The sequence below is a fragment of the Arthrobacter sp. NPDC093139 genome, assembly GCF_044754165.1.
Lineage (GTDB): Bacteria > Actinomycetota > Actinomycetes > Actinomycetales > Micrococcaceae > Arthrobacter.
This window is the reverse complement of record NZ_JBIVOO010000016.1, coordinates 59,349-76,765: the sequence shown is the minus strand read 5'-3', so window position 1 is coordinate 76,765 and position 17,417 is coordinate 59,349. Positions and strand designations below refer to the sequence as shown.

Sequence of the window (17,417 nt, the reverse complement as noted above, 5' to 3'; positions counted from 1 at the left end):
TCTACTCCATTTTTCCGGTCATGGCTTCTGTGACCACGCCGTTGTCCACGTTCCAGCGAGCGTCGAGCCGCACATTCTCCAGAAGGCGGCGGTCGTGGGTCACCAGCAGCAGTGCGCCCTCGTAGCTCTCCAGGGCTTCCTCCAGCTGTTCGATCGCCGGCAGGTCCAGGTGGTTGGTTGGCTCGTCCAGGACCAACAGGTTGACACCGCGGGCCTGTAACAGGGCCAGGGCGGCGCGTGTGCGTTCGCCCGGCGAGAGGGAATCCACGGTGCGGGAGGTGTGGTCCGCCTTGAGTCCGAATTTGGCCAGCAGGGTACGGACCTCCGCCGGAGTCTGGTCGGCCAGCACCGCTTCGACGGCGTCGCCCAGCTTCAGGTGTCCGGCCAGCAGCCCGCGTGCCTGGTCTATTTCACCCACGGCCACGGACGCACCTCTGGAGGCATTCCCGGAAGCCGGTTCCTGAAGGCCGAGCAGCAGGCGCAGCAGTGTTGACTTGCCCGCACCGTTGGGGCCGGTGATGCCGATCCGTTCGCCGGCGTTCAACTGCAGGTTGACCGGTCCCAGCGTGAAGTCCCCCTGATGGACCACGGCGTCCCGGAGCGTCGCCACGACGGAGCTCGAGCGCGGTGCCTGACCGATACTGAACTGCAGCTGCCATTCCTTCCGGGGCTCTTCCACGACGTCAAGGCGGGCGATGCGCGACTCCATTTGACGGACCTTCTGCGCCTGCTTTTCCGACGATTCAGTGCTGGCCGCCCGCCGGATCTTGTCGTTGTCGGGGTTTTTCTTCATGGCGTTACGGACGCCCTGCGAGCTCCACTCGCGCTGGGTGCGTGCACGGGACACCAGATCCGCCTTCGTGGCGGCGAACTCCTCGTACCGTTCGCGGGCATGCCGGCGGGCGACGGCGCGCTCCTCGAGGAAGGCCTCGTAGCCGCCGTCGTAGACCGCCACCGAGTTCTGGGCGAGGTCCAACTCAACGATCGTGGTCACGCAGCGGGCCAGGAACTCACGGTCATGCGAGACCAGCACGGCGCCTCCGCGGAGACCCTGGACGAAGGCCTCCAGCCTGGCAAGGCCATCCAGGTCGAGGTCATTCGTCGGCTCATCCAACAGCACGATGTCAAAGCGGCTCAGCAGCAGGGCGGCGAGCGCTACGCGTGCTGCCTGGCCACCCGACAGCCCGGTCATGTCAGCGTCCGCCCCGACGTCCAGGCCCAGATCGGCGAGCACAGGGGGAATCCGCTCGTCCAGGTCGGCGGCACCCGAGGCCATCCAGCGGTCGAAGGCCAGGGAGTACGCATCGTCCGTGCCGGGGGCTCCCCCGCCGAGCGCTTCGGCGGTGGCCTCCATGTCGGCAGTGGCACTGGCGCAGCCCGTGCGGCGTGCAATGTAGGCGGCCACTGTCTCGCCAGGGACCCGCTCGTGTTCCTGCGGAAGCCAGCCTACGAAGGCATCCGCGGGAGCCAGGCTTACGGTTCCCTCCTGCGGTTCATCCACGCCGGCAAGGAGCCGGAGCAGGGTGGACTTACCGGCCCCGTTCGCCCCGACGACGCCGACGACCTCCCCGGGTGCCACGGTCAGGGAAAGCTTCGAGAAGAGGGTGCGGTGATCATGACCGCCCGCCAGGTCCTTCGCAACAAGGGTTGCCGTCATTTGTCCATCCTCTCACCGCTGCCCGGATCGGCCCGAAAAATTCGGGCGGGCATGAAAGAACCCGCTGGTCCGGACTTGGGGGGTGTACGGACCAGCGGGTTCGAGAAACTAGCATAGTGGAAGCGTCGGTCCGCGTAAAATCTACAGCGACGACAGCTGCCACAGTGCCAATCATTCGTTCAGCAGAGAGCCTTCCATGCCACTCCCCGCCAAAGCGTTCCAGCGCTGGCTGCAGGGCATTGCACCCAACACCAGCATGGCCGACGTTTGCAGGCTGTCGAAGGTCAAGCGGACCACCCTGGCCCAGCAGCTCGTCCGCGGCAAGGTCGCCGAGGCAACCGTGGTCAGCATCAGCCGGGCTTTCGATATTAATCCCGTGACGTCCCTTGCCTACTTTGAGGTCTACCGCGACCTTGCCGGCCCCCTCGTCCCGCCCACCCGGCAGGAGCTCGTCAGCCAAATCGCCACCGTGGACCTGCTGCGTGCTGTCATCGCCCGCACCGCACCCGAAGGGGAAGTCGGCGGGGATTGGGAACTCAGCCCGGCTCCGCACCCGACCTCCGTGAAGAACTGGGTGGACGCAATCGACGACGGGGAACTCCGGCACCGGGTCTCCGCCGCCACCGGAATCGCCCCGCAGAACTACTCCGCGCAGCTGACCGCAAACCGGCTTGCCCCCGAGGTGGCGATAGCCACATCCCGGGCGGCCGGCGTCGGGCTGACCGGCGGCCTGGTGGCCACCGGTCTGATCACGGAAGCCGAAGCAGGCTGGGCGCCGGGCGCCCGCAAGGCCGCCCTGGACCGGCTGTCCGACGGCGAACTCGCCGCACTGGCCGGAGACCGCCTCCAGACGCTCGGGAAGACATTGCGCCGCCAAGAACAAGACCAAGAACAAACCGAAAAAATCTGGGAGAATCTGGGATGATCGAGATCCTGCAATGGACCACCTTGGTGGCGTGCGCTGCCGCTGCCCTGTCCCGGATACCGAACCTGGTTCGGAAGAAAAACAGGTCGCTCTTCTACATTTTTGCGTTTTTGACCGTCGCCACGCTCCTAAGCATCAAGGGCCCCTATCTGGCGATCGATGACCTGCTCGGAAACACGAATGTGGCTAACCTTCTCCTGCGCTTCATCATCTTTGGTGCCATCTACTTCCTCGGCATCCGGATCGCGAAGGGGTTCGGAGACGCCCGCGGCGTGCGGCTCATCAGGGGGCGTGCCGGAACCATAGTGTTGGGGCTGATCTCTGCCGCACTGCTGGTTCTCTTCGCCCTCATTGACACCGAAGGCTCGTCGGCGGGGATGATGGACGTCTATGCCAAGGACGAACGGAACAGGCTCTTGGTGGAATACTACGGTGCGGCCGGCCGCGCCTACCCTGCCTACGTGTGCCTGGCCATCCTGCCTGCCATGGTGCGTGCGGTGGGCAGCACGCTGCCGGCGATGATCCGGATCAGTGCCCTCCTGCTGGCCATCGGAGGAATAGACGTCATGCTCAGCCTCCTCTTTCCGTTGATTCCGCCGTCGTGGGGCTACCTGCCCTTCATCATCAACTACACCGCCATCCTCTGCTTCGTCTCCGGCCTGGCGCTGATCTGGCTGGCAAAGGCCAGGGCGCACAGGAAGGTCCCGACGCCCTCAGGCACCCAGTAGCCAGCCAGCTGCAACGGGACCGGGAACGTCATTTACCGAAAGTGGCCACGGGGGATTCACAAAATCATTAGAGCGTGAGAGAATCATGAATGTGTGAAAGCAGCTGCTGCCTGGTGCTCCGCTGATCCGGAGAACTGTGGCGCCTGCTGGAGCATGCATTGGGGGGATGAGTGGTGGCGGCCGTTGGGGACCGCCCCCACTCAGCCTGTTTAAGGCCTCGTTCCGGCCCCCGTATGATGGCGAAATAAAAGGACGTCACCCGGGCGTTGCCGGTACAAAGCCCTCAGCAGCCAGCAGAAGAAGGAACCCCATGAACCGCCTCCATACCCGCCGCAGTGCAATCGTCGCCACTCTCGCCGGCCTGGCTCTGGCACTGTCTGGCTGCGGCGGCCCCCAGACACCGTCGGCAACCACCGGCTCGGATACTTCCCTCAGCGATGTGAAGTCCAAGGGAGAGATCGTGATCGCGACAGAGGGTACCTACAAGCCGTTTTCCTTCCACGCCGAAGGAGCCGGCGAGCTCACCGGCTTTGACGTGGAGATCGCCAAGGCGGTAGCGGACAAGCTGGGCGTAAAGCCCAAGTTCGAGGAAACCCAGTTCGACGGCATCTTCGCAGGCCTCGACGCCAAGCGCTTCGACACCATCGCCAACCAGATCTCCATCAACCCCGAACGCAAGGCAAAGTACGACCTCTCCACCCCGTACACCGTCTCCACTGGTGTGATCGTGACCAAAGAGGACAACAGCAGCATCACGAGCTTCGAGAACCTCAAGGGCAAGACCACCGCCCAGTCGCTGACGAGCAACTTCTACAAGATGGCCGTGGACGCCGGCGCAAACGTCCAGTCCGTTGAAGGCTGGGCACAAGGCGTCACGCTGGTCCGTCAGGGCCGTGTGGACGCGATCGTCAATGACAAGCTGACCTATCTTGATTACGCCAAGACCAATCCGGACTCCGGCCTGAAGATCGCCGCAGAAACCACGGAAAAGTCGGAGAGCGCGTTTGTGTTCCGCAAGGGTTCCACGGAACTCACCGCGGCCGTGGACAAGGCCCTGGCCGATCTTCGGGCGGACGGCACCCTGGCGAAAATCTCGGAGACGTACTTCGGCGCGGACGTCACGAAGTAAATGCCGTTCAACTGGGACCTCGTCTGGAGCTCCTTCGGCCCGATCATCGCCGGTGCCGTCACGGGAACGATTCCGCTGACCCTGGCCTCATTCGCCTTCGGCCTGGCCCTGGCGCTGCTGGTGGCGCTCATGCGGCTCAGCCGAAACGCTGTAATCTCCGGGGCGGCACGGTTCTACGTCTCCGTGATCCGCGGAACGCCGCTGCTGGTGCAGCTCTTCGTGATCTTCTATGGGCTGCCCAGTCTGGGAGTGAAGCTGGATCCCTGGCCCAGCGCCATCATCGCTTTTTCCCTGAACGTCGGCGGCTATGCGGCGGAGGTGATCCGGGCAGCCATCCTCTCGGTCCCCAAGGGGCAGTGGGAGGCCGGACATACGATCGGCATGTCGCGGGGACTGTCACTGCGCCGCATCATCCTTCCGCAGGCGGCCAGGGTATCCGTGCCGCCGCTGTCCAACACGTTCATCTCCCTGGTCAAGGACACATCGCTGGCCTCCCTGATCCTGGTCACCGAGCTTTTCCGGAATGCCCAGCAGATTGCCGCCTTCAGCCAGGAGTTCATGGTGCTGTACCTTGAAGCCGCGCTGGTCTACTGGGTCATCTGCCTCGCGCTGTCCGCTGGACAATCCGCCCTCGAAAAGAGATTGGACCGCTATGTCGCCCACTAGCCCGCCCGCCGGCGCTCCCTCGGGCAACCCTGAGCACACCGGTGCGCCCCAGGCGAGGCCGGTGCTTTCCGTCCGCGGCCTGGCCAAGTCATTCGGCAGCAATGTGGTGCTCCGGGACATCGACCTGGACGTGCGCCGCGGCAACGTGGTTGCCCTCATCGGGCCTTCGGGCTCCGGAAAGACCACTGTGCTCCGTTCGCTGAACGGGCTGGAAACGCCCGACGCCGGCACCGTCACCTTTGCAGACACCGGCGCCGGCAAAGACCTGTCACTCGACTTTTCGGGCAAGGTGGCCAAGAAGGACATCTCTGACCTGCGCGACCGCAGTGCCATGGTCTTCCAGCACTACAACCTCTTTCCCCACATGACGGTGCTGCAGAACGTCATCGAAGGCCCCGTCCAGGTGCAGAAGCGCAATCGCACCGAAGCCGTCGACGAGGCGGAGAAGCTACTGGCCAGGGTTGGCCTGGCGGACAAACGCGACGCCTACCCCTTCGAGCTCTCCGGCGGGCAGCAGCAGCGCGTGGGCATTGTGCGGGCCCTCGCCCTGAAGCCCCAGCTTCTGCTGTTCGACGAACCCACGTCAGCCCTGGACCCCGAACTGGTTGGCGATGTTTTGGCCGTCATCCAGGAACTGGCTGAAGAGAACTGGACCATGGTGATCGTCACCCACGAACTCGCCTTCGCCCGGCAGGTGGCCGACGAGGTCATCTTCATGGACGGCGGCGTGGTGGTTGAGCGCGGACCGGCGGCAGAGGTCCTGCGGGCGCCGCGCCAGGAACGTACCCGGCAGTTCGTCAAGCGGCTGCTTCACGAGTTCTAGCGCACGAACCTCAGGGTGACCAGCTGGAACGGACGCAGGGCGAGGTCTGCCACGTTATTTCCAGCCACGACCCCCGGTGCCTCGGCCTTCCGCTCCAGGAGATCCACGGTGTAAATGTTCCGGACAGGGAAGTTGGCCGTGACCCGTCCCGCCGAGCGTTCGCCCAGGGACTCGTACAGCCGCACGATGACATCTCCCGACCCGTCCTCCGCCAGCTTCACAGCTTCAACCACGAGCGCTGCGTTATCCACGGTGACCAACGGCTCCACGGGATGCGCGCCCAGCACGGTCCGCGGTGCGAGGTTGGCGCGGTAGCCCTCCTCGACGGCGTCCGCGATGCCGGCACCGGGCCGGATCCAGATATCCAGGATGTGGCGCCCGCGGTCTGCCTGCGGATCGGGGAACTTCGCTGCACGCAGCAGTGAGAGGCGGACGGTCGTGGTGGTTCCGCCGTCGTCCCTGATACTCCTGGCCACATCGTGCCCGTAGGTGGAGGCGTTGGCGATGGCCACGCCATAGCCGGGTTCGGCCACATGGATCCAGCGGTGCGCGCAGATCTCGAACTTCGCGGCCTCCCAGGAGGTGTTGACGTGGGTGGGCCGGAAGACATGTCCGAACTGGGTTTCGGCGGCCGAGCGGTCGGCCCTGAGATCAAGCGGGAACCCCAGCTTGAGGAGCTTCTCACGCTCCTGCCAGTCGATGTCCGTGGAGATGCCCAGCGAACTGCCGCCGGGCGCCAGGGTGATGCGCTGGACGATCCGCGAGGCGCCGAAAAGCCGTTCAACGACGACGACGGCGTCACCGCCGTGCCGCTCCACCGTCACGGAGGCTGCGTCGGTCAGTGACGTGACGTTGCGCCGGTAGAACTGGTCAATGTCCCAAGCGTCCCATTCGTTGGGGGTGTCGCGGTGCAGCTCCAGGTGGTTTCCGAAGCTGCCCGGGGCTATGGCTTCCCTGCCGGTGGCGTGGTCGCGCAGCGAGGTCAGCAGTCCGTTGGCATCCAGCACGGCACGGATGATGCCGTTGTCGAGCACGAAGCCGCCGTCCCGGCCGGTGACCTGCACCGGCCCGTCTGCCTGGACGGGCCGGGCAGCAGCGAGTGCCGGGACGCCGTCGCGCTCGCGGGGACCTGCGTTGAGCAGGAACTCCTCGCTGCCCTCGCCCAGCGCAGCGGCCGCGGCCTGGCTGATGAGCCCTTCGAGCCCCTTGGCCACGGCGGCGTAGTTCCGTTCGGCGTCCTGGTGTACCCATGCGATGGAACTGCCGGGCAGGATGTCGTGGAACTGCTGCAGGAGCACCAGCCGCCACAGCCGTTTCAGCTCGGCTGCCGGGTAGGCGTAGGAACCTCCGGTGCGCACCGCTGCTGTGGCGCACCACAGCTCGGCTTCACGGAGGAGGTGCTCGCTGCGCCTGTTTCCCTGCTTTGTGCGGGCTTGGCTGGTGTAGGTGCCGCGGTGGAGTTCGAGGTACATCTCCCCCACCCAGACCGGGAGGGCGGTGTATTCGGCCTGGGCCTGCTCGAAGAAGCTGCGTGCCGTCCCGATCCGGACCTTGGGAGAGCCTTCCAGGTTCGCGGTGCGGTGGGCGGCGGCTAGCATTTCCCGGGTGGGGCCGCCTCCGCCGTCGCCGTAGCCAAAGGGGACCAGGGAGATCGTGCCGTGCCCGTGGTCCCGGTAATTGCGTTCGGCATGGGCAAGATCACGGGCGGTGAGTTCCGAGTTGTAGGTGTCCACGGGCGGGAAGTGGGTAAAGAGCCGCGTGCCGTCAATCCCCTCCCAGTTGAAGGTGTGGTGCGGCATCCGGTTGACCTGGTTCCAGGAGATTTTCTGGGTAAGGAACCACTGGCTGCCTGCTGCCTTGACGATCTGCGGCAGCGCCGCGGAATATCCGAACGAGTCCGGAAGCCACGCTTCCTGGCACTCGATGCCGAACTCGTCAAGGAAGAAGCTCTTGCCTTCCAGGAACTGCCGGGCCATGGCTTCCCCGCCGGGCATGTTGGTGTCCGATTCCACCCACATACCGCCCACGGGAACGAACTGTCCGGCCTTAACCTTCTCGCGGATCCGCCCGAACAGTTCAGGATAGAACTCCTTGATCCAGGCCAGCTGCTGCGCTGAGGAGCAGGAAAACACGAAATCGGGATCATCGTCCATGAGGGCGACCACGTTCGAAAACGTCCGCGCGCATTTCCTCATGGTCTCCCGCACCGGCCACAGCCAGGCCGAATCAATATGGGCATGACCGGTGGCCAGCAGTTCGTGGGCCGAGGCGTAGGCGGGGCTGGCCAAAACGCCGGCGAGCGCTGCCCTGCCCGCGGCCGCAGTGCCGGGGACGTCGTCCGGATCCATCACGTCCAGCATGCGCTCCAGGGCACGCAGGATCTCGTGGCGGCGCGGCAGTTCCATGGGCAGCTCGTGCATCAGGCCCCGGAGCACAGCGATGTCCTGCTGCAGCTCCCACACATGCCGGTTCAGTTCGGCAATGGCAATGCTGCCGAGCCGGTACTGCGGCTGGTCACCGGCGGTGGCCTTATCACCGTACGGCGTGGCCGCAAAGGTCCAGCCCTGCGCAACGTCGGGGTTGGCCGCAGCTTCGACATAGAAGTCAACAGCCATGCCGCTGCCCAGCAGTTTGAGCGGGATGTATTGGTTGCGCGGAGAAATCGCCTTGATGATGCTGCCGTCGGGCCGCCACGCGGTGCCTTCACACTGGAAGCCGGGGATTTCGGTGGTGAATCCGATGTCCACCACCATCTCCACTTCGGTGTCCGGCGCGGTCCCCCACGAGTCGGGAACCTCGCCCTGGAGACGGAGCCACATGGTCCCCCACGGCCGGCCCCACGCAGCGCCGTGTTCCTGCGGCCGGAAATCCTGGCGCAGTGCCTCCATGACGCGGACAGGCTCGTCCGGGACCTCCCAGCTGCTCAGGGTCAGGGGTACGCTTCGCGAGTAGATCGCGGGGGTGATCCGCTCCCGCAGGAAGCGGTCGAGACGGACTTCCGTGATCCGGCGGTCGTCGTGCAATGTGTTCCTCTTTAATGCGTGAGGCCGGCGCCGCCCGTTCCGGCCGTTTCGCCGGCCTGGGCGTCATCCAGCTGGTGTCCGGGCAGGTTCGCTGCCCTGAAAGAGCGGATCAACGTGTCCATTCGATGGATAAAATCTACTGCGTCGCGCCTGATTAGCCAAGCATTCGCGGCTCCTGGCGGGGCAGGTCCGCAAGGGAAATGCGGTGTCCGCCAGTATAGACGTTCAGGCTGCTTCCCCTGCTGAAACCGGCCACGGTAACCCCGCTGGACTCCGCGAGTTCGACGGCGAGACTGGAGGGAGCGCTGACGGCAGCCAGCACCGGGATGCCCGCCAGCGCAGCCTTCTGCACCAGTTCAAAGGATGCACGGCCTGATACCTGCAGCACCGTACGGGACAGCGGCAGGCGCCGCTCGCGCAACGCCCAGCCAACCACCTTGTCCACGGCATTGTGCCGGCCAACGTCCTCGCGGAGGCACAATAGCCGGGCGGCGCCGTCGTCATCGATGCTGAAGAGACCGGCGGCGTGCACGCCACCGGTGGCTTCGAAGACCGTCTGTGCTTCCCTGAGCAGGTCGGGCAGCGCAGCGAGGGTTCTTACCGGGACCGTGAGCGTGTCGTCGGCCGGACTGAAGTGCGACGACTTCCGGACGGCCTCGATCGAATCCGTGCCGCAAATCCCGCAGGAACTTGATGTGTAGACGTGGCGTCCGGTGTCCGGGAGCACGACGTCGGGCCGCAGCTGGGCTTCCACCACGTTGAAGGTCTGGACGCCGTTTTCATCTTCCCCGGCACAGAACCTCAGGGAGATGAGCTGGTCGGGGTCCCATATGACGCCCTCGGAGACCAGGAATCCCGCCACCAGGTCGAAGTCGTCCCCTGGGGTGCGCATGGTCACCGAGAAGGAGAGACTGCCGAGCCGGACCTCCAGCGGTTCCTCCACGGCAAGCACGTCCTCACGGTGCCGGACCGGAAATTCGAGGGCGGAGGGTGAGCCGTCCAAGACGTATCGGTGAATCTTGCGCCGTTGCGTCACGCGTCCCATCGGGTCACCCCTGGTGCCAGCCTGTTCATGCCTCCATCATTGCAAGTGGGGTGCCAGTACACCAACGGGCTGTGGTTTTCAGTCCAGGAGCGCACTCCAGTCCACTGGCCCGCTGTCTGCAGCCGGCTTGCCGGCCGACCGGTTCCCCGCCCTGCGGGGTGACGCCTTCGCTTTGGAGTCGGCCTTCTTGGGCTCGGGAATGGCCGGCCCCCACGGCAGTGCAAAGGCCGGAACGGTCTCGCCAAGCTGCACACCGTGCGGCGGGACCACCATCACGCCGTCAGCGGCGGCCAGTCCCCGCATCATCCCTGGTCCGGTGTGCTGGGAGGGCGAGGCCATGCCGTAGAGGAGCCGGAACGGCATGAGTCTGGTCCGTCCGGGGTCGGGATCGATCATGGTTCCGCACGGCACCTCCTGCACGGGAGGCATGGCCCCGTGTCCCAGTGCCGCGAGAAGCGGGGCGCCGACAGTGGACAGCGCCATCATTGCCGCAAGCGGATTGCCGGGCAATCCCAGCACGAAGCGCCCGTCCGGCAGTTCCGCAAGGACGGCCGGATGGCCGGGGCGCATCGCCACGCCGTCGATCACCAGCCGCCCGCCGAGATCAGCCACGGCGCGCCTGAAGTGATCGGTACCGGACACACCGGTACCCCCGGTGGTGATAACGACGTCGGGAGGCAGGACTGCTGCTGACGCCTCCGCCAGGCGGCCGTCCGGCTCCGCCTCCGGCCCTTCGTCCTCCAGTGCTTCCAGCCACTCGCCGTAGCTGTCCCCTATCCTGACCTGTCCGGTGCAGATACCGCCCATCATCTCCACGACGGAAGCCAGTTGCGGGCCGAAGGTGTCACGGACCTTGCCCGCTTCGGGGAGGCCGTGTTCGACGATCTCGGAGCCCGTGAGCAGCAGCTTTACCACCGGTTTGCCAACGACCGACACATCGTCGTGGCCGGCCAGGGCGGCGAGTGCCAGATGCGCAGGATTCAGAGTGATGCCGGCTTTGACCAGCACCTCGCCGGCAACGGCCTCTTCGGCCGCATTGCGGATGTGCTGGCCGTTTCGCGGTTCACCCGGGCGGGCGCTGCCGCCGAGGGTCAGTACCGGCAGGCCGTCCTCGTCCTTGGACATGACGCCGCTTTCACGGCGCAGCACCGCCTTCGCGCCCGGCGGAATGAGACCGCCGGTCACGATGACGCTGGCCTGGTGCGGCGCGAGCCGTTGCCCGGGTTCAGCAAGGATCCAGGGACCGCTGCCGTTGACGGCCCAGCCGTCCATCGCGGACGAAGCGTAGTGCGGAATGTCCTGCAGCGCGGTGATGTCCGCCGCCAATGTCCTGCCCAAAGCTTCCCGCAGCGGAACACGGCCGGCAGGGATTGGAGCAGCGCAGTCAAAGGCGGCCTGCCGTGCTTCTTCCCAGGTGTGTGCCGCATGCGTGGCAGGTGGATCCGCGGACACGATTCCACTGTCCGCGGGTCCACTGTCCGCGGGCAGTGCGTCTGTGTCGTCCTCGGCCGATGCAGCGTTCCCGGCTGGGTTGGTGGCCGGCTGGGCGGCCTCGGCTGCGGGATGTCCGGGGGAAGCGGTCATTCCCCCGGTGTCCCGCTGGGAGCCGCTACGCTGCTGGAGCTGCCTGCGGCCGGCGGAAAGGAGTCATCCCCTGCCTCATCGGCCGAGTAGGCCTTGGACACGGAACGGGCAACGTCCATGGCCGCCTTCATCGATGTGGAGTCAGGCGCCTGGCCCGAACCTGAGGCGAGCCCGGCGGCAAATCCGGCAATGAAGGTGGTCAGCGGCGCTGCGGGCCGGACCACCGAGTGCGCGGCCACCCCGGCAAGGGACAGCACCTCATTGACATCCACTTGCACGTCTTCGAGCTCAAAAGCCCGCAGCAGTAGACGGCACCACTCCTCAAGCGTTTCGTCCTGGCTTTTCATGCCTGCCTCCAATCTCAACTGCGGCTGCGACGTTCAGCCCGGATGATTGCTGGCGTCCACTCCCAATGCGGCGGCATCGTCCCAGGTATCCACATCGTCTGTGGAGCCGGCGGGCACGGTGACAGCCTGTACGTCAAGCCTAGCAAGGAGAGCGAAAACTGACCCATGGTTCAAAGCGTTCCGCGCCGCTGCTTCTTCCACCGCGCGTTCCAGCACAGCCGTGCGGTAAAAACCTGCCAATGGCTGACGCCGCCCGTCGCCGGAAACTGCCATGACGCCGTCGCCGCCGTGCAGCGCTTCCAGAAGGGCATGCACGGCATCAGCCACGCGGGGCATGTCACATGCCAGAACCAGAACATAGGCATCATCCCCGGGACGGGCCGGGGACTCCAGCAGGGCCAGGCCGGCCGCAATCGCGGCGGCAGGCCCGGCGAACGGCGGATCCTCCCGGCAGCTCAAAACACCGGGCGGAAGGTCGTGGGCTTCCGGGCCCACGACTACGATGCGGCGCGCACCTCGGGCGGCCGCAATCGACCGGTGCAGAAGGGTCTCACCCTCATAGATCAGTTCGGCCTTCGGCGATCCGCCGAGCCTCGAAGAACGGCCGCCGGCCAGAATGACTGCATCGAAGTACACATACCAAGCCTAGTGCGGACAGGTCAGGCGGCCGTCTCCGGAAGCAGGAAGGGATCCCACGCGGGGGTCGGCTTCTCCAGTTCCTTGATTTGCCAGATGGTGCCAACGGGAGGCGCCGGGACGAACCGCAACTTCCAGCCCATTTCCGCCGGGGTGTGATCCCCCTTGACGTTATTGCACCGGAGGCAGGCCGCCACGAGGTTTTCCCAGGTATCCGCACCGCCCCGCGATTTCGGCTGGACGTGGTCTATGGTGTGGGCTGCCTTGCCGCAGTATGCGCACCGGTGGCCGTCCCTGCGCAGCACCCCGCGCCGGCTCACTGCGGTGACCATGTTATAGCGCGGCCGGATATAACGGTTCAGGAGGATCACGGAGGGGCGGCCCATGATGTCCTTCGGCCCCACGACGGGATCGTCACCTTCGGCAACCACGCTGGCTTTTCCTGTGAGCACAAGAACCAGCGCCCGGCGGAAGGTTACAACCGCCAAGGGTTCATATCCAGCATTAAGAACGAGCGTGCGCATGCGCATACCTCTTCACGGCCGCACCCGGCAGAGGCGCGAGGGCCGGCTGCCCTCTGCATGTCCGGGCTATGGATCGACACCACAAGAGTAAACACTCTTAGCGCATATCGACGAATCGGCCTAACATTCGGCCACGGCGTGTCGGTGTTCAGCCCGGGCAGTTTTAAGACAAAAGGACCCCTGCCGCGGGGGCAGGGGTCCTTTTAAGCCTTTGCTCGTGGCTTAGCCGCCGACGCGGATGAAGACCGGGCCGGAGCCGACGTTGACGCTGAACAGCGCGGTGGTTCCGCCGTTCCAGCCACCGTGAACAGCCTGGCCGTTGCCGACGTAGACAGCGATGTGGGCCAGGCCCATGCCGCCGTTTTGGTAGTAGGCGAGGTCGCCCGGCTTGGCTTCGGCAGCGCTGACAGTGCGGCCGAGGGACAGGTAGCCTGCCGGCCAGCCGTGGTAGTTGATGCCCACGGCGGCCAGGGAGTTGGTGGCCAGCATGGTGCAGTCCTGCGAGACGCCCAACTGGGCGTACGCGGCAGCGGCGATGGCAGCTCCCTTGCCGCTTGCAGAGGACGTGTTGGCAACAGGTGCAGCTTCCACCTTCGCGGTGGCCTGAACTGCCGGAGCAGCCTTCACGGCCGGGGCTTCCACGGCAGGCGCGGCTTCCTGGACGTTGACGACCGGCTTGGGAGCCTCAACCACGGGGGCCGGGGTGGTGGTGATCGCCGGCTTCTCGTAGGAGATGGCGATGCTGGATGCAGCCGAAATCGGTGCCGACGCCAAGGACTGGACTTCCAGGGTGGACGTGGAAGCCGAGTCGCGCTGAACGTTGGTCTCAGCGGCGTTGGCGGCGATGCCGCTGGTCAGAACGAGTCCGGAGGCGGCAGCGATAACAGCAGCCTGACGGCCTACTCCGCCGGCGTTGTCGCCGACAGCCTTGGCAATGACGGACAGCGAGTTGGTCTTGGTGACCTCGGCGCGGTGGCGTGCAATGGTCGCACGTGTAGTCATGATTTCTCTCTTTCGTGTTCCACGGCCCGCTTGTAGCAGGCCGCGGTTTAGCGACGCGCCGGCGTCTTGGGGGTACGCCGAATCGTCTCGAATGGGGGGTTTTAGCGAAGGGTGTAGAACGAGGACGTGCCCGTGGCGGACACTGCATGCAGGATGGTGCCCTGCGAGGGGTTCAGCGCGCTGATCATCATGCCGTTGCCAACGTAGATGCCAACGTGGGCACCGCCGTTCTGCATGACCAGGTCGCCGGGGGCGGGAGTCGACGTGGGCTTCATGGCTGTCCACGCATTGACGCGCGGAATGCTGATGCCCGCCTGTGCGTAGACCCACTGGGTGAAGCCGGAGCAGTCCCAGCCGCTGGGAGTGGTGCCACCCCAGACGTACGGGCTGCCGATGCCGGTGTAGGCGATGCCCGCGAGACCTGACGTTGCACCCGAGCCTGCGGCGTCAACCAGTTTCCCGGCCTTGGCCGCGATGGTCTCCACGGCAGCTTCGGGGCTGGCCGTGTCGTCGCTGGACTGGGGCGCGACTGTCTCAATGACGGGGGCTGCCTCGGTGGTAACGGCAGGACGCTCGAAGGAGACGGTTGCGGTGGGCGCGGCGGTCACAGCAAGCTGTGCCGCCTGGGATCCGGACTCAGCGGAGGCGGAAACACCGATGTTGGCGTCGGATGCGTTGGCTGGCATGCCGGCGCTCAGGACGAGACCTGAAGCGGCCGCAATGACTGCTGCCTGACGACCTACTGTGCCTGCATTGGCGCTTACTGCCTTGGACACGGAGTCCAGCGGGTTCTTACGAACCGTTTGCGCACGGTGGCGCGCAAGATTGTGGCGTGAAGACACGAAGGTAGCCTCTCCCAATGCCTACGAGGTGAGCTGTCGGATTCGGATGGGAGTCACCCGGCCGCGCCGCTTCCTGGGAAGCTTTGCGACTTAACCCCAAGGCCTTCTTGCGAAGACCAAAATTGGTTCCCCCGCCCCTGCCAGACGATGTAATGCGAACGGACCTTGAGCGGTGGCAGAGTTAGGCAATCCACTCAAGGGCGTCAACTTCGGAAAAGTTGACGCGGTTTAGACGGTACAACAGTTCGGAGGGAATGTCACATTCAGGTCACGGTGTGTCACGAGAATCTGAGAGCTCTCCATCGGCTTTGCTTACAGCCAGCCTTCGGGATCCACGACTTCTCCGTTGACCATCACCTCAAAGTGGAGGTGGCAGCCGGTGGATGCGCCGGTGGTCCCGCTAAGTGCCACCGTGTCGCCCCGGCTGACCTTCTGGCCAACCTGAACGCTCGATGACGACAAATGGTTATACGTGGTTTCGAGGCCGTTGCCATGGTCGATGACAACCCTGTTGCCGCCGCCAAACTCGTGCCAGCCGGCAAACGTGACCGTGCCACTGGCCGCTGCATACACTTCTGTTCCGCACTGGGCTGCGAAGTCCTGGCCACGGTGGAACTCTCCGGCGCCGCCAGTGATGGGGCTCACGCGGTATCCAAAGGGCGAGGACTTCACCATGGTCGCCAAGGGCATGCCAAGGCTGCCGACGGAGGCTGCGCGGCTGATACTGCCGGCGGACTGGGCGCTCAGGAGCTGCTTGAGCTTGCCATCCGGGTCACCGGCTGTCGCAACGGAGGTGCGGCTGAAGTCAATCTTGGCTGCCGCCTCGGCGGAGACCTCTGGCTGCCCCGTGGCGGCACCTGCGGCGGCCGGGGCGCCGTGGTCGGCCGAGGCCAGGACCGGGCTCGTGGCGGGCACTGTGACGGTCAGCAGGAGGCCCGAGGCGGCAAGGGCCACGCCGACCTTCTGCCCGACTCCGCTGGCAGCGGCGAAGTCAGCGACCTGACGGAAAGGACTGCGTTGCTTCCGCGCTTGACGCTGCGCATCGCGGGGTCGCTCAGCGGCGACCGCTACGGGCGTGCGGGGCTCGGCAGCGGAGCCGGTAGCGCGGCGGCGGCCCCGGGCATTCTGCATGGTCAAGAACGGTTCCTCTCTGGGTAGCCTGCGAAGTTAGCTGTCGGATTCGGGTCAGAGAGTTGATCGACCCGGTCCGCAATGACAAGCCTTTTTGGGCACAGAGGTATCCGGAGATTCCGTCTGTGGAAGGTGGCTTGCTGCTGCGGACTTCACCCCAAGGCCGTTTTGAACGGCCAGTTGTGGTTCCTCCGCCTCTGCCAGAAGGTGTTTCGAGCGACTGATCCGCTGGCAGAGTTCGGCTCCGGATCAGGTAACGCTTTGGTATCGGCGCTGCGACTTAACTATAGGCGATTAAAGCTTGCGGTAATAATTCCGTTATCTTGCTTGTGCAAAAGTGGTGGGTCATCCTGCCAGCTGATGTCGGACAACCTGCACCGGCGTGACTCAGGCCACCCGGACAAACACGTGCGCAGCAACTTCGGGCGGCAACTCGAGGGCGCCGTCGATGCCAGGGACACGCACGGAAATGTACTCCCCGACCCGTTCCAGCGACACCGTCGCGCCCGGGCGGATCCCGCCCTCGTCCAGCTGCTGCAGGAGTTCGGGCTCGACCTGAATCGGTTCGGCGAGCCTGCTGACGGTCACCCTCGAGTCCGGGCCATAACTGCCCATGGCGTCCAGCAGGTTCAGGTCGACGTCGGCAAAGGTGCGTGTCGGCTCGCCGCCCAGCGCAGCCAGTCCGGGAATGGGGTTGCCATAGGGCGATTCCGTGGGGTGATCCAGCATCTCGTAGATCCTGCGTTCCACGCGTTCGCTCATCACGTGTTCCCACCGACACGCTTCGTCATGAACATACGCCCAGTCCAGGCCAATGACGTCGGCAAGCAGCCGCTCGGCCAGCCGGTGCTTGCGCATCACCTCGGTGGCGCGCTTGCGCCCTACTTCGGTCAACTCCAGGTGCCGGTCGCCGGTAACCACCACCAGCCCGTCCCGCTCCATCCGTCCGACGGTCTGGGAGACGGTAGGACCCGAATGGCGGAGGCGCTCGGCGATGCGGGCACGCAGTGCCACGATGTTCTCTTCTTCCAGCTCCAAAATGGTCCGAAGATACATCTCCGTGGTGTCGATCAGATCCGTCATTCAGCTCAGCTCCTCGAGCACAGTACTTGCGTTCTCCCACGGTACCGCGGGCCCCTCGTCTGGCGGCTCGGCATCCAGCCGCCGCGGCCCCAATCCGGCGGCGGTGCAACGCCGACTGTCCGCCTGTTCGTCAACCAAAAGCTTAGCCTATTTTGAATTACTCCGGATAAACCGCGGCGTCTCAATGACTGGACTGTGACGGGCACGGTTCCCGGGATTTCCGCGTCTCAGGCAGAATAAAGGGGGCCTTCGCGGGCAGCCATACCTGACCG

Annotated in this window: 16 protein-coding genes and 2 riboswitches; of the genes, 5 read left to right on the top strand and 11 right to left on the bottom strand. The window is 65.3% G+C overall.

Translation table 11 applies throughout. From position 1 onward, the window contains the following. Position 1: 1 nt before the first annotated feature. Positions 2 to 1,657: an ABC-F family ATP-binding cassette domain-containing protein gene (locus tag ACIP90_RS19050; protein ID WP_400581212.1), complete on the bottom strand. Its 1,656-nt coding sequence runs from the start codon at positions 1,655 to 1,657 to the stop codon at positions 2 to 4. 196 nt (positions 1,658 to 1,853) lie between these two features. On the opposite strand from ACIP90_RS19050, the gene ACIP90_RS19045 reads away from it, so the two are divergent. The 5 genes from ACIP90_RS19045 to ACIP90_RS19025 all read left to right on the top strand — a co-directional run bounded on the left by ACIP90_RS19045 (position 1,854) and on the right by ACIP90_RS19025 (position 5,928). Beyond that, positions 1,854 to 2,582: a hypothetical protein gene (locus ACIP90_RS19045; protein WP_400581211.1), complete on the top strand. Its 729-nt coding sequence runs from the start codon at positions 1,854 to 1,856 to the stop codon at positions 2,580 to 2,582. Next, positions 2,579 to 3,310 (top strand): hypothetical protein, encoded by a 732-nt coding sequence (locus ACIP90_RS19040; protein ID WP_400581210.1) that lies wholly within the window; start codon positions 2,579 to 2,581, stop codon positions 3,308 to 3,310. The genes ACIP90_RS19045 and ACIP90_RS19040 overlap by 4 nt, the downstream gene beginning before the upstream one ends. Positions 3,311 to 3,620: 310 nt before the next feature. Further along, positions 3,621 to 4,439, top strand: coding sequence for an amino acid ABC transporter substrate-binding protein (locus tag ACIP90_RS19035; protein WP_400581208.1), 819 nt, complete (start codon positions 3,621 to 3,623; stop codon positions 4,437 to 4,439). Next, positions 4,440 to 5,105: an amino acid ABC transporter permease gene (locus tag ACIP90_RS19030; protein WP_400581206.1), complete on the top strand. Its 666-nt coding sequence runs from the start codon at positions 4,440 to 4,442 to the stop codon at positions 5,103 to 5,105. Then, positions 5,092 to 5,928 (top strand): amino acid ABC transporter ATP-binding protein, encoded by an 837-nt coding sequence (locus tag ACIP90_RS19025; RefSeq protein ID WP_400581204.1) that lies wholly within the window; start codon positions 5,092 to 5,094, stop codon positions 5,926 to 5,928. The genes ACIP90_RS19030 and ACIP90_RS19025 overlap by 14 nt, the downstream gene beginning before the upstream one ends. Here the strand turns inward: ACIP90_RS19025 and ACIP90_RS19020 are convergent. From ACIP90_RS19020 to ACIP90_RS18975, 10 genes are all read right to left on the bottom strand, one after another. Then, on the bottom strand, positions 5,925 to 8,951 hold the full coding sequence (locus tag ACIP90_RS19020; protein WP_400581203.1) for an alpha-mannosidase: 3,027 nt from the start codon (positions 8,949 to 8,951) through the stop codon (positions 5,925 to 5,927). The genes ACIP90_RS19025 and ACIP90_RS19020 overlap by 4 nt on opposite strands. 154 nt (positions 8,952 to 9,105) lie before the next feature. Continuing rightward, positions 9,106 to 9,996, bottom strand: a complete 891-nt coding sequence (gene fdhD, locus ACIP90_RS19015) for a formate dehydrogenase accessory sulfurtransferase FdhD (protein WP_400581201.1) — start codon at positions 9,994 to 9,996, stop codon at positions 9,106 to 9,108. A 78-nt stretch (positions 9,997 to 10,074) separates the two neighbouring features. Continuing rightward, on the bottom strand, positions 10,075 to 11,580 hold the full coding sequence (locus ACIP90_RS19010) for a molybdopterin molybdotransferase MoeA (protein ID WP_400581200.1): 1,506 nt from the start codon (positions 11,578 to 11,580) through the stop codon (positions 10,075 to 10,077). Beyond that, entirely contained in the window at positions 11,577 to 11,927 is a 351-nt protein-coding gene (locus tag ACIP90_RS19005; RefSeq protein WP_400581198.1) for a DUF6457 domain-containing protein, read from the bottom strand. Before ACIP90_RS19005 ends, ACIP90_RS19010 begins: the two co-directional genes overlap by 4 nt. A gap of 33 nt (positions 11,928 to 11,960) precedes the next feature. Continuing rightward, positions 11,961 to 12,563, bottom strand: a complete 603-nt coding sequence (locus tag ACIP90_RS19000) for a molybdenum cofactor guanylyltransferase (RefSeq protein WP_400581197.1) — start codon at positions 12,561 to 12,563, stop codon at positions 11,961 to 11,963. A gap of 23 nt (positions 12,564 to 12,586) precedes the next feature. Further along, entirely contained in the window at positions 12,587 to 13,087 is a 501-nt protein-coding gene (locus ACIP90_RS18995) for an HNH endonuclease (protein ID WP_400581195.1), read from the bottom strand. Between the two features lie 222 nt (positions 13,088 to 13,309). Continuing rightward, positions 13,310 to 14,089: an NlpC/P60 family protein gene (locus ACIP90_RS18990; RefSeq protein WP_400581193.1), complete on the bottom strand. Its 780-nt coding sequence runs from the start codon at positions 14,087 to 14,089 to the stop codon at positions 13,310 to 13,312. Positions 14,090 to 14,190: 101 nt separating this feature from the next. Beyond that, positions 14,191 to 14,865, bottom strand: coding sequence for a C40 family peptidase (locus ACIP90_RS18985; protein ID WP_400581243.1), 675 nt, complete (start codon positions 14,863 to 14,865; stop codon positions 14,191 to 14,193). Positions 14,866 to 14,935: 70 nt separating this feature from the next. Continuing rightward, positions 14,936 to 15,129, bottom strand: a riboswitch (cyclic di-AMP (ydaO/yuaA leader). Between the two features lie 114 nt (positions 15,130 to 15,243). Next, positions 15,244 to 16,068: a M23 family metallopeptidase gene (locus ACIP90_RS18980; RefSeq protein ID WP_400581192.1), complete on the bottom strand. Its 825-nt coding sequence runs from the start codon at positions 16,066 to 16,068 to the stop codon at positions 15,244 to 15,246. A 4-nt stretch (positions 16,069 to 16,072) separates the two neighbouring features. Beyond that, positions 16,073 to 16,316: riboswitch (cyclic di-AMP (ydaO/yuaA leader) on the bottom strand. 133 nt (positions 16,317 to 16,449) lie between these two features. After that, complete coding sequence (locus ACIP90_RS18975; RefSeq protein ID WP_400581190.1) at positions 16,450 to 17,145, bottom strand: metal-dependent transcriptional regulator; 696 nt, start codon at positions 17,143 to 17,145, stop codon at positions 16,450 to 16,452. Positions 17,146 to 17,417: the final 272 nt, after the last annotated feature.